The organism is Mesorhizobium sp. M7A.F.Ca.US.008.03.1.1 (assembly GCF_003997495.1).
In the GTDB taxonomy this organism is placed as follows: domain Bacteria; phylum Pseudomonadota; class Alphaproteobacteria; order Rhizobiales; family Rhizobiaceae; genus Mesorhizobium.
This window is the reverse complement of the sequence record NZ_RZRU01000017.1, coordinates 76,341-89,014: the sequence shown is the minus strand read 5'-3', so window position 1 is coordinate 89,014 and position 12,674 is coordinate 76,341. Positions and strand designations below refer to the sequence as shown.

General features: G+C 62.1%; 11 protein-coding genes and 1 tRNA gene. All 12 read left to right on the top strand.

Annotated elements, in window-relative coordinates:
* A partial coding sequence (gene tuf, locus EOA16_RS22375) for an elongation factor Tu (protein WP_127260237.1) occupies positions 1 to 1,170 on the top strand: 1,170 nt, incomplete at its 5' end.
* A gap of 160 nt (positions 1,171 to 1,330) precedes the next feature.
* Positions 1,331 to 2,968 carry a hypothetical protein gene (locus EOA16_RS22370; RefSeq protein WP_127260188.1) on the top strand — a complete coding sequence of 546 codons (1,638 nt, stop codon included), beginning with the start codon at positions 1,331 to 1,333 and terminating at the stop codon, positions 2,966 to 2,968.
* Positions 2,969 to 3,069: 101 nt separating this feature from the next.
* A complete protein-coding gene (locus EOA16_RS22365; RefSeq protein ID WP_127260187.1) occupies positions 3,070 to 3,555 on the top strand; it encodes a group II truncated hemoglobin in 486 nt (161 codons plus the stop codon).
* Positions 3,556 to 3,646: 91 nt separating this feature from the next.
* Positions 3,647 to 4,144: a metal-dependent hydrolase gene (locus tag EOA16_RS22360; protein ID WP_127260186.1), complete on the top strand. Its 498-nt coding sequence runs from the start codon at positions 3,647 to 3,649 to the stop codon at positions 4,142 to 4,144.
* Between the two features lie 192 nt (positions 4,145 to 4,336).
* Positions 4,337 to 4,412 (top strand) — tRNA-Trp (locus EOA16_RS22355).
* Between the two features lie 397 nt (positions 4,413 to 4,809).
* Positions 4,810 to 5,013, top strand: a complete 204-nt coding sequence (gene secE, locus EOA16_RS22350; RefSeq protein WP_013531408.1) for a preprotein translocase subunit SecE — start codon at positions 4,810 to 4,812, stop codon at positions 5,011 to 5,013.
* Positions 5,014 to 5,040: 27 nt separating this feature from the next.
* Entirely contained in the window at positions 5,041 to 5,568 is a 528-nt protein-coding gene (gene nusG, locus EOA16_RS22345; protein WP_013531409.1) for a transcription termination/antitermination protein NusG, read from the top strand.
* 157 nt (positions 5,569 to 5,725) lie between these two features.
* Positions 5,726 to 6,154, top strand: coding sequence for a 50S ribosomal protein L11 (gene rplK, locus EOA16_RS22340; RefSeq protein ID WP_013531410.1), 429 nt, complete (start codon positions 5,726 to 5,728; stop codon positions 6,152 to 6,154).
* Positions 6,155 to 6,158: 4 nt separating this feature from the next.
* The gene (rplA, locus tag EOA16_RS22335; protein ID WP_127260185.1) at positions 6,159 to 6,857 is read left to right on the top strand and encodes a 50S ribosomal protein L1; all 699 of its coding nucleotides are present in this window, start codon (positions 6,159 to 6,161) and stop codon (positions 6,855 to 6,857) included.
* 393 nt (positions 6,858 to 7,250) lie between these two features.
* Positions 7,251 to 7,769: a 50S ribosomal protein L10 gene (gene rplJ / locus EOA16_RS22330; RefSeq protein ID WP_013531412.1), complete on the top strand. Its 519-nt coding sequence runs from the start codon at positions 7,251 to 7,253 to the stop codon at positions 7,767 to 7,769.
* Between the two features lie 54 nt (positions 7,770 to 7,823).
* Positions 7,824 to 8,201 (top strand): 50S ribosomal protein L7/L12, encoded by a 378-nt coding sequence (gene rplL, locus EOA16_RS22325; RefSeq protein WP_027038853.1) that lies wholly within the window; start codon positions 7,824 to 7,826, stop codon positions 8,199 to 8,201.
* A gap of 249 nt (positions 8,202 to 8,450) precedes the next feature.
* Positions 8,451 to 12,587: a DNA-directed RNA polymerase subunit beta gene (gene rpoB, locus EOA16_RS22320; protein ID WP_127260184.1), complete on the top strand. Its 4,137-nt coding sequence runs from the start codon at positions 8,451 to 8,453 to the stop codon at positions 12,585 to 12,587.
* Positions 12,588 to 12,674 lie beyond the last annotated feature (87 nt).

Below are 12,674 nucleotides of genomic sequence, written 5' to 3'. Positions count from 1 at the left end.
AAAGGTAAATTCGAGCGTAACAAGCCTCACGTGAACATCGGCACGATTGGCCACGTCGACCATGGCAAGACGTCGCTGACGGCGGCGATCACCAAGTATTTTGGCGAATACAAGCGCTACGACCAGATCGACGCTGCCCCTGAAGAAAAGGCGCGCGGCATCACGATCTCGACGGCGCACGTCGAATACGAGACGGCTGCCCGCCACTACGCTCACGTCGACTGCCCCGGCCACGCCGACTATGTGAAGAACATGATCACCGGTGCCGCGCAGATGGACGGCGCGATCCTGGTCGTGTCGGCTGCCGACGGCCCGATGCCGCAGACCCGCGAGCACATCCTGCTTGCCCGTCAGGTCGGCGTGCCGTCGATCGTGGTGTTCCTGAACAAGGTCGACCAGGTCGACGACGCCGAGCTGCTCGAACTGGTCGAGCTCGAGGTTCGCGAGCTTCTGACCAAGAACGAGTTCCCCGGCGACGACATTCCGATCGTCAAGGGTTCGGCGCTGGCTGCCCTGGAAGATAGCGACAAGAAGATCGGTGAAGACGCGATCCGCGAGCTGATGGCTGCGGTCGATGCCTACATCCCGACGCCTGTCCGTCCGCTCGACAAGCCGTTCCTGATGCCGATCGAAGACGTGTTCTCGATCTCGGGCCGCGGCACGGTCGTCACCGGCCGCGTCGAGCGCGGCGTGGTCAAGGTCGGCGAGGAGCTGGAAATCATCGGCATCCGTCCGACGACCAAGACGACCTGCACGGGCGTCGAGATGTTCCGCAAGCTGCTCGACCAGGGCCAGGCCGGCGACAACATCGGCGCGCTGCTGCGCGGCGTTGATCGTGAAGGTGTCGAGCGCGGCCAGGTCCTGGCCAAGCCGGGCACGGTGAAGCCGCACAAGAAGTTCGTGGCCGAAGCCTACATCCTGACCAAGGACGAAGGTGGCCGTCACACGCCGTTCTTCACCAACTACCGTCCGCAGTTCTACTTCCGCACGACCGACGTGACCGGCATCGTGTCGCTGCCGGAAGGCACCGAGATGGTGATGCCTGGCGACAACATCACGGTCGATGTCGAGCTGATCGTGCCGATCGCCATGGAAGAGAAGCTGCGCTTCGCTATCCGTGAAGGCGGCCGCACCGTCGGTGCCGGCATCGTCGTCACCATCAAGGAATAGCTACACCGGCCTCTGCCGGTCAGGTTCGAAACGGAAAGGGCGGTCCTCGGGGCCGCCCTTTTCTTTTGCCCCAGAACCCGGTGCCATCTTGTCGCTCGGACCCTGTTGCAAGCCTTTGGACCTCGTCTAGTATAGGTTGCATCAAGGGGCTTTTTGCAGAATGGTTTCAGGGTGCCTTCACCGTTGTCGGGCATTGTGGTCGCTGGCATTGATCTGCCTGCTGGCGTTGCTTGTCACGGGGCGTGCCTTTGCGGCGGACACGGCCCCGGATCTCGGTCCGACGATGCGGTTCGGCATTGTCCGCAGCAACGCACCGGGGTGCGAGCCGATCTGCCCGGAATGGATATCGGCCGAGGGCTCGATAGAAGCCGGCACGCCGGCTCTCTTCAAACGCATGCTGAAGACGCTTGGCGGGCGGAAACTGCCTGTTGTCGTGGATTCTCCCGGCGGCAATGTCGAGGCGGCGCTGACGCTTGGCCGGCTGATCCGCAAGAACAAGCTCGATATCGCCATCGGCAAGACGGTATTTTCCAGCTGCCAGCCTGGGGCGAAGGGGTGCCAGGACCGTGACGCCCGCTACTTCGGCGATGTCATCGACTATGGCGCCATGTGCAATTCCGCCTGTCCTCTGATGTTTGCCGGCGGTATCAGGCGGGTGGCCGGCGAATGGGCCTATCTCGGCGTCCATCAGATCACCACGACCTACATCCGCACGAAATTGCAATACCGGACCACCTATCGCGTCGTGGGCGGCAAGAAGAAGATCCTCAACACAAAGATCGTCAGCCGCAAGAACGCCGGCAGCTACAAGACCTACGAGATGAGCAAGTCGGTGGAGAAAAAGCTGGCGGCCTACCTGAAACAGATGGGCATCGAACAAAGCATGCTCGAAACGATGAAGGGCACCCCGGCCAGCGAAATCCACCAGATCGCCCTCGACGACATGCTGGCGATGAAGCTGGTCACCAGTACGGACGCTGTAGGCCTGTTGACCGAGGCAAGCCTGTGCGAGCCCGGCCGCCTGGCCACGAATTGCCGGGAAATGCCGGGGGACAAGCCTGATGGCCTGACGGAGACCGCGGCCAGGCCTACTCCGCTGGCGATCGAACCCGAGCCGGCGCGGCGCGATGAAGACATGCGCTTCGTTGTCGTTCGCGGCACCAATCCGCTCTGCAATCCAGATTGCCCGGAATGGATCTCGGCGGAAGGCGCGATCACCCCTCAGACCCCGCAGAAGCTGCGCCAATTGCTCGCCACGCTCGGCAAACGGCAATTGCCTGTCGTAATCAGCTCGAGGGGAGGCGACCTGTTCAGCGCCCTGGCGGCGGGACGGCTTATCCATGAAAAGAAGCTCGACGTCGCGGTTGGCCGCACCGATTTCGTAGGCTGTGACCCAGGAGCGTGGAATTGCCTGGCCAAAGAGGGCGCCTATGCCGGGCTGAGCATCGATGCGGGCGTGGAGTGCGATTCGGCCTGCGCGCTGATGCTTGCCGGCGGCATCAAGCGGCTTGTCGGTCCCCAGGCGCGACTTAGCCTCTACCCGATGGGGCAAAAGCAGATGGTCAAGGCCTATCTCGAGGAGATGGCGATCGGTCCCGCCCTGTTCGCGGCGATCGAGCGGCGCTCGGTCGAGCGCCGGCTGGAACCCGGCATGATGCTGAAGGTCGGACTGACGACGGGCCTGCAATCGGTCGACGCGCTGACCGGTGCCACCATTTGCGAGGCGGTGCCACGACCCGAGAATTGCCGGATCCGGCCTTCCGCCAATGCCGAGGCTGACGCGCCGGCCAAATTGTAGACCGCGGCGAAGTCACGAACTGGCCATCGAGGCAGGTTGAGACACTTCCGATTCATCCGCTATCGTCGCTGCTGACGGCACAGGCAGGCGGAGGATCGAGAATGAGCCAGGATATCCCGACACTCTACGAATGGGCCGGCGGCAGCGAGGCCTTGAACCGGCTGACCCAGACTTTTTACGACAAGGTGGCGCAGGACCCGATCGTCGGGCCGGTGTTCAAGACCATGTCGCCGGATCACCCCGCCCATGTCGCGGCCTTCATCGGCGAGGTTTTCGGCGGACCGAAGACCTACAGCGAGCAGTTCGGCGGCCACCGCGAGATGGTCATGCACCATCTGGGCAAGCATCTGAGCGAGGAGCAGCGCCGACGCTGGATCAGCCTCCTGGCCGATGCAGCCGACGCGGTCGGCCTGCCCGACGATCCCGAATTCCGTTCGGCCTTCATGGGCTATGTCGAATGGGGATCGCGTCTGGCCAAGATGAACTCCAATCTCGGCGAGACATGCGATCCCGAGACGGAACCGATGCCGGCCTGGGGCTGGGGCGTGCCGGGCGGCCCCTATCGGCCACCGGGTACGAAACCCTGATCGGCACGAAGCGTATCAGGCGCAGGCATCCGGAATAGCGCCACAATAGGGCGGAATGCTGCACCGGCCTGCAACCGTGAACGATCCCGAGATGCTGATCGCCCATCTTCCCAGCGGCTATATTCTCGGCACGTTCATGCGCAGGCACTGGCCTGGCAGCCCGGGCATCCTGTGCGCCGCCATGGTCGGCAGCGTCATCCCCGACATCGACATGCTGTATTTCCATTTCATCGACGGCGGACGCACACACCATCACGCCTACGTGACGCATCGGCCGCTGTTCTGGGCGGCCACAGGGTTGTTGTCGCTGGTTCTCGTCAACTGGCGGGCTCGATCGTATCTGGCCGCCACGGCTGCCTTCTTTGCCGCCGCCATGCTGCACATGATCCTCGATACGCTGGCGTCGCCGATATTGTGGCTGATGCCGTTCGACCGACAGGCATTCGAACTCGTCACCGTGCCTGCGAGCTACAGCAACTGGGTCTTGAGTTTTGTGTTGCACTGGACGTTCGCATGCGAACTTCTGGTATGCGGCTGGGCGCTTTGGCTTGCACGCGCCCGGCCGCGGCCTGCCACGAGTGTCGCTTGAGGACGCTCCACATCGAGGAGGGCAGGCGACATCTCGCGCAATCGCGCAATCGCGCGCTGGCGACTTCAGGCGGGAGCTCGAGATCGACCCGGAGGGCCTTGTCGGGGTTAAGGCGGGTTTGCTTGCAAACCGCTCTTTACAGAGCGTGCGGAAGCTTTTAGGAAGCGCCTGCTGCGCCGACATGCGCACGATACGGGCATAGCTCAGTTGGTAGAGCGGCGGTCTCCAAAACCGCAGGTCGTAGGTTCGAGCCCTGCTGCCCGTGCCATTTCTTGGAATGGCACTCAACGCAATGTTTCGCCATTTCTCAAAATGGCGTTTCAAAACGATATTTTCCTGGTCTGGCCTTTGAAATCGGCGACCCGCTTGCCATATAGGGTCGATTGGGGCATAAGAGCGCCATAGCCGGGACGGAACGACTGGATGGTTCCGAGGCGGTGTTTGGTCATAAAGCGGAGACTTGCCACTTGCGTGGATCAAGAATCGGTTTTATGTAGACGAAACAGACACGCGACGCGTGGAGCTGGGAAGCCGGCTTTACGCGTCTGATTTGCATGGGCGAAATGATTGCGCTGATTCGGCGCGAAATTCGCTCAGGCGGTACGTCCCGGCCAGCGGGATCATCCAGGAGACCCGGCCAACGGGTCTTGAAGACAGAGCGGCATATGGCTTCGAAAACCACAAATCCTTTCGTCTTTCTCCAGCAGGTCCGCGCGGAGACCGCCAAGGTGACTTGGCCGTCTCGGCGCGAAACGATGATCTCGACGGTGATGGTTCTGGCCTTCGCAGTGATCGCGATGATCTTTTTCTTCACCGCTGATCAGCTCATGGGCCTCGCGGTCGAACAGATTCTGGGCATCGGACGCTAAGTCCGGCGATTACGGAGAAGTCTTGAAATGACCGCGCGCTGGTACATCGTCCACGCCTATTCGAACTTTGAAAAGAAGGTCGCCGAGGATATCGAGAACAAGGCCAAGCAGAAGGGCCTGTCCGCCGACATCCACCAGATCGTGGTTCCGACCGAGAAGGTCGTCGAAGTTCGCCGCGGCCGCAAGGTCGATGCCGAGCGCAAGTTCTTCCCGGGCTATGTGCTGCTGAAGGCCAATTTGACCGACGCCGTGTTCTCGCTGGTCAAGAATACACCGAAGGTCACCGGCTTCCTGGGTGACTCCAAGCCGGTGCCGATCACCGAGGCGGAAGCGCAGCGCATCCTGAACCAGGTGCAGGAGGGCGTCGAGCGGCCCAAGCCCTCGGTCACGTTCGAGATCGGCGAAGCGATCCGCGTTTCGGATGGTCCCTTCGCGTCGTTCAACGGTTTCGTCCAGGAAGTGGACGAGGAGCGGGCGCGGCTCAAGGTGGAAGTTTCGATCTTCGGGCGCGCCGTGCCGGTCGATCTGGAATTCGGACAGGTCGAAAAGGGCTGATCCGAAATCCCTGGCGCCAGTTTGGCGATCGGGGAGGCGGCGCGGAAGCGCGGCCTGAGAACGGTGGGAGACGAATGCGGCTTTAGCCGGCCGCATGGATCGCACCACCAGACTGCAACCGCCGGTATGGCCGGCATAGACAAAGGCAGGAAAAGAGATGGCTAAGAAAATTGCAGGCCAGCTCAAGCTCCAGGTGAAAGCGGGATCGGCTACGCCGTCTCCCCCGATCGGCCCGGCGCTTGGTCAGCGTGGCATCAACATCATGGAGTTCTGCAAGGCGTTCAACGCGCAGACCCAGGAAATGGAAAAGGGATCGCCGGTTCCGGTCGTCATCACCTACTATCAGGACAAGTCCTTCACCTTCGTCATGAAGACGGCGCCGGTGAGCTACTTCCTGAAGAAGGCGGCGAACCTGACGTCCGGTTCCAAGGAGCCGGGCAAGGTCAAGGCCGGTACGGTTTCGCGTGACAAGGTCCGCGAGATTGCCACCGCGAAGATGAAAGACCTAAACGCAAACGACGTCGAAGCGGCCATGCGCATGGTCGAGGGCTCCGCCCGCTCGATGGGTCTGGAAGTGGTGGGCTAAGATCATGGCAAAGATTGCAAAGCGCGTATCGAAGACCCGCGAAGGCATCGATCCCAACAAGGCTTATGCCCTGGGTGATGCGCTGAAGCTGCTCAAGGACCGTTCCTCGGTGAAGTTCGATGAGACCATCGAAGTCGCCATGAACCTCGGCGTCGACCCGCGCCATGCCGACCAGATGGTCCGCGGCGTGGTCAACCTGCCGAACGGCACCGGTCGCTCGGTGCGTGTCGCCGTGTTCGCTCGCGGCGACAAGGCCGACGAAGCGCGCGCCGCCGGCGCCGACATCGTTGGTGCCGAGGATCTGGTCGACATCGTCCAGAAGGGCACGATCGATTTCGATCGCTGCATCGCCACGCCGGACATGATGCCGCTGGTCGGCCGTCTGGGCAAAGTGCTCGGCCCGCGCGGCATGATGCCGAACCCGAAGGTCGGCACCGTCACCACCGACGTTGCCGCCGCCGTCAAGGCATCCAAGGGCGGCGCCGTCGAGTTCCGTGTCGAGAAGGCTGGCATCGTCCATGCCGGCGTCGGCAAGGTCTCGTTCGACGTCAAGGCCCTGGAAGAGAACATCCGCGCCTTCGCCGATGCCGTGACCAAGGCAAAGCCGACTGGCGCCAAGGGCAACTACGTCAAGAAGGTGTCGGTCACCTCGACGATGGGCCCGGGCCTCAAGCTCGACGTCGCGACGCTCACAGCGTCCTGATACGAACATTTGGATCGGTCGCTAAAGGGCTGATCCGCAAGTGAATTCCGGGCCTCCGACTTGTCGGCGGCCCGGTACCGGAAGCCGAGAGGTTTCCGGACATCCTGTCCGAGATTGCAGGCGGCCCAGAAGCCTTAATTCGATTTGGGCCTGCATGAGACGGGTGAAGACCGGACAATGGAGCGACTGCTCCAATGAAAGGTTCGAACCGTGTTTGCCTTTTGTCTGCGCATCGCCGGCTTGACTGTCGATGTGGCGAAAGGGGGCAGGATCCTCGAGCGTCGTTCGGGAGATCCGTTACTGGATGGCCCGGCCGACAAAAGGCAACCCGACGCCTGTCCTCGTCAATGGGATGTTCCCGTTAACAGGATTGGGGTCAACTGGAGATAGGCAGTGGACAGAGCGGAAAAACGCGAACTCGTCACGGGCCTGAACGGTGCGTTCTCGAACGCAGGTTCAGTGGTCGTGGCCCACTACGCCGGTATCACCGTCGCGCAAATGAACGACCTTCGGTCGAAAATGCGCGCCGCCGGTGGCACCGTCAAAGTCGCGAAGAACCGTCTCGCCAAAATCGCTCTTCAGGGCACGGACTCCGCATCGATCATCGAGCTGTTCAAGGGACAGACGCTGATTGCTTATTCGGAGGATCCGATTGCGGCGCCGAAGGTCGCGTCCGATTTCGCCAAGGGAAATGACAAGCTCGTCATTCTCGGCGGCGCAATGGGCACCACCTCGCTCAATGCCGACGGTGTGAAGGCACTCGCCACACTTCCGTCGCTCGATGAGTTGCGCGCCAGGCTGGTTGGCATGATCGCCACGCCGGCAACCCGGATCGCCCAGATCGTCAATGCGCCAGCGGCCTCGGTCGCGCGCGTCATCGGCGCTTACGCCCGGAAGGACGAGGCGGCATGAGGCCGTTCCTCGCTATCACAAACACACGTTCGAACCTTATGAAGGAACACAACAATGGCTGATCTCGCAAAGATCGTAGACGACCTTTCGAAGCTGACCGTCCTCGAGGCGGCCGAGCTGTCGAAGCTTCTGGAAGAAAAGTGGGGCGTTTCCGCCGCTGCTCCGGTGGCGGTTGCCGCTGCTGGCGGCGGTGCGGCCGCTGCTGCTCCGGTCGAGGAAAAGACGGAATTCGACGTCGTCCTCACCGAGGCAGGCGCTCAGAAGATCAACGTCATCAAGGAAGTCCGCGCCATCACCGGTCTTGGCCTCAAGGAAGCCAAGGATCTGGTCGAAGCGGCTCCGAAGCCGGTCAAGGAAGCCGTTTCCAAGGCCGACGCTGACAAGTTCAAGGCCCAGCTGGAAGCAGCCGGCGCCAAGGTCGAACTGAAGTAAGCGTAAAAGCGGCGGGCGGCCTCGCGCCGTCCGCCACTCCCTTCGCCCGAAGGGAGCGCGTAACGCGAGATCTACGAGAACCTCTTTCCTGAGGGCCGAAAACCGGCCTTCAGGAAACGGGTTTTCTCCCGTTCTAGCCGGCCGCCGACAGGCGCCGGGAAAACAGACAGAGGGTTGCCGCCAAGGTGGCCCAGCATGCAAGGCGAGCCGCGGCGAGGCTCGTCCCGAGTTTAGAGCTAAGGAGCGACGATGGCCCAGACCCAGACTTTCAATGGCCGCAGACGCGTACGCAAGTTCTTCGGAAAGATTCCGGAAGTTGCGGAGATGCCGAACCTGATCGAGGTTCAGAAGGCATCCTATGACCAGTTCCTGATGGTGGCGGAGCCCAAGGGTGGGCGTCCGGACGAGGGACTGCAGGCTGTTTTCAAGTCGGTCTTCCCGATCTCCGATTTTTCCGGCTCCTCGATGCTGGAGTTCGTGAAGTACGAGTTCGAAGGACCGAAATTCGACGTTGACGAATGCCGTCAGCGCGACCTGACCTATGCCGCGCCGCTCAAGGTGACGCTGCGCCTCATCGTGTTCGATATCGACGAGGATACCGGCGCCAAGTCCATCAAGGACATCAAGGAGCAGGACGTCTACATGGGCGACATGCCGCTCATGACCTTGAACGGCACCTTCATCGTCAACGGCACCGAGCGCGTCATCGTTTCGCAGATGCACCGTTCGCCGGGCGTTTTCTTCGACCATGACAAGGGCAAGTCGCACTCGTCGGGCAAGCTTCTGTTTGCCGCGCGCGTCATTCCCTATCGCGGCTCGTGGCTCGACATCGAGTTCGATTCCAAGGACGTGGTGCACGCCCGCATCGATCGCCGCCGCAAGATTCCGGTGACGTCGCTGTTGATGGCGCTCGGCATGGACGGCGAAGAGATCCTGTCGACCTTTTACAACAAGATCACCTACAAGCGCGCCGGCGACCATTGGCGCATTCCGTTCAACGTCGAGCGTTTCCGCGGCCTCAAGGCCGTCGGCGACCTGGTCGATGCCGATACCGGCGAAGTCGTCGTCGAAGCCGGCAAGAAGATCACTGCGCGCCAGGCACGGGCGCTTGGTGAAAAGGGTCTGAAGGCGATCAAGGCGACGGACGAGGATCTGCTCGGCAACTATCTGGCCGAGGACATCGTCAACTACGCCACCGGCGAGATATTCCTCGAAGCCGGCGACGAGATCGACGAGAAGACGCTGAAGGTGCTGCTCGGCACCGGCGAAGAGGAGATCAAGGTTCTCGACATCGACCACGTCAATGTCGGCGCCTATATCCGCAACACGCTCAACGTCGACAAGAACGAGAGCCGCCAGGACGCGCTGTTCGACATCTATCGTGTGATGCGCCCCGGCGAGCCGCCGACGCTCGAAACCGCCGAAGCCATGTTCAACTCGCTATTCTTCGACAGCGAGCGCTACGATCTGTCGGCTGTCGGCCGCGTCAAGATGAACATGCGTCTCGAGCTCAAGGCCGAGGACACCGTGCGCGTGCTGCGCAAGGACGACATCCTGGCCGTGGTCAGGACACTGGTCGAACTGCGTGACGGCAAGGGCGAGATCGACGACATCGACAATCTCGGCAACCGCCGTGTGCGTTCGGTCGGCGAGCTGATGGAAAACCAGTACCGCGTCGGCCTGCTGCGCATGGAACGCGCGATCAAGGAGCGTATGTCCTCGATCGAGATCGACACGGTCATGCCGCAGGACCTGATCAACGCCAAGCCGGCGGCTGCCGCCGTGCGCGAGTTCTTCGGTTCCTCGCAGCTGTCGCAGTTCATGGATCAGACCAACCCGCTGTCGGAGATCACCCACAAGCGCCGTCTTTCGGCACTTGGACCGGGCGGTCTGACCCGCGAGCGCGCCGGCTTCGAAGTGCGCGACGTGCATCCGACGCATTACGGCCGCATCTGCCCGATCGAGACGCCGGAAGGCCCGAATATCGGTCTGATCAACTCGCTGGCCACCTTCGCACGCGTCAACAAGTACGGCTTCATCGAGAGCCCGTACCGCAAGATCGTCGACGGCAAGCTGACCAATGACGTCGTCTATCTCTCGGCGATGGAAGAGGCCAAGCACCATGTCGCGCAGGCCAACGCCGAGCTCGACAAAAACGGTGGTTTCGTCGACGAATTCGTCATTTGCCGCAGTGCCGGCGAAGTGATGATGGCGCCGCGCGAAAACGTCGATCTGATGGACGTGTCGCCCAAGCAGATGGTGTCGGTGGCCGCGGCCCTGATCCCGTTCCTGGAAAACGACGACGCCAACCGCGCTCTGATGGGCTCGAACATGCAGCGTCAGGCCGTGCCGCTGGTGCGCGCCGAGGCGCCGTTCGTCGGCACCGGCATGGAGCCGATCGTCGCCCGTGACTCGGGCGCCGCCATCGGCGCCCGCCGCGGCGGCATCGTCGACCAGGTGGATGCGACGCGTATCGTTATCCGCGCCACCGAAGATCTCGATCCGGGCAAGTCCGGCGTCGACATCTACCGTCTGATGAAGTTCCAGCGTTCGAACCAGAACACCTGCATCAACCAGCGTCCGCTGGTTCGCATGGGCGACCGGGTCAACAAGGGCGACATCATCGCCGACGGTCCGTCGACCGAGCTCGGCGATCTGGCGCTCGGCCGCAACGTGCTGGTCGCGTTCATGCCGTGGAACGGCTACAACTACGAGGACTCGATCCTCCTGTCCGAACGCATCGTCGCCGATGACGTCTTCACCTCGATCCATATCGAGGAGTTCGAGGTCATGGCGCGCGATACCAAGCTCGGGCCGGAGGAAATCACGCGTGATATCCCGAACGTTTCGGAAGAAGCGCTGAAAAACCTCGACGAAGCCGGCATCGTCTATATCGGCGCCGAAGTTCAGCCGGGCGACATCCTGGTCGGCAAGATCACGCCGAAGGGCGAAAGCCCGATGACGCCGGAAGAGAAGCTTCTGCGCGCCATCTTCGGCGAAAAGGCGTCCGACGTGCGCGACACCTCGATGCGCATGCCTCCGGGCACTTTCGGCACGGTCGTCGAGGTGCGCGTGTTCAATCGCCACGGTGTGGAGAAGGACGAGCGCGCCATGGCGATCGAGCGCGAGGAGATCGAACGCCTCGCCAAGGACCGCGACGACGAGCAGGCCATTCTGGACCGTAACGTCTATGCGCGTCTTTCCGACGTGCTCGTCGGCAAGGAAGCGATCGCTGGACCGAAGGGCTTCAAGAAGGGCTCGACGCTGTCCAAGGATACGCTCGACGAGTATCCGCGTTCGCAGTGGTGGCAGTTTGCCGTGGAGAACGAAAAGCTCCAGAGCGAACTGGAAGCGCTGCGTGGCCAGTACGACGATTCCAAGAAGGCACTCGAACAGCGTTTCATGGACAAGGTCGAGAAGGTCCAGCGCGGCGACGAAATGCCTCCGGGTGTCATGAAGATGGTCAAGGTCTTCGTGGCCGTGAAGCGCAAGATGCAGCCCGGCGACAAGATGGCCGGCCGTCACGGCAACAAGGGTGTCGTGTCGCGGATCGTTCCGGTCGAGGACATGCCTTTCCTCGAGGACGGCACGCATGCCGATATCGTGCTCAACCCGCTGGGTGTGCCGAGCCGCATGAATGTCGGCCAGATCCTGGAAACGCATCTGGGCTGGGCATGCGCGGGCATGGGCAGGAAGATCGGCGAGCTGATCGACACGTACAAGGCAGCCGGCGACATCAAGCCGCTGCGCAAGACGCTCGAGAGCTTCATTCCGGCCAACGACCGCAACGAGCCGGTTCGTGACTATGACGACGAGAGCATTGTTCGCCTCAGCGAGCAGATGCGCCGCGGCGTCTCGATCGCTACCCCGGTGTTCGACGGCGCGCATGAGGCTGACATCAACATCATGCTGGAGCAGGCGGGCCTGCACACCAGCGGTCAGTCGCAGCTCTATGACGGACGCACCGGCGAGCCGTTCGACCGCAAGGTGACGATGGGCTACATCTACATGCTCAAGCTTCACCATCTCGTGGACGACAAGATCCACGCGCGTTCGATCGGTCCGTATTCGCTCGTCACGCAGCAGCCGCTGGGCGGCAAGGCGCAGTTCGGTGGCCAGCGCTTCGGCGAAATGGAGGTCTGGGCGCTGGAAGCATACGGCGCCGCCTACACGCTGCAGGAAATGCTGACGGTGAAGTCCGACGACGTCGCCGGCCGTACCAAGGTCTACGAGGCGATCGTCCGTGGCGACGACACCTTCGAGGCCGGCATCCCCGAGAGCTTCAACGTTCTCGTCAAGGAAATGCGGTCTCTCGGCCTCAATGTCGAGCTGGAGAATACCAAGCTCGACGACAACCCTGTCCGGCTGCCCGACGCGGCCGAGTAAGGCAATGGCGCGCCACGGCTTTCCGCGGCGCGCCAATCGAATTCGACGGCCAGTGGCCGACAAAGACGGCGGGCGTTTGGCTCGCGA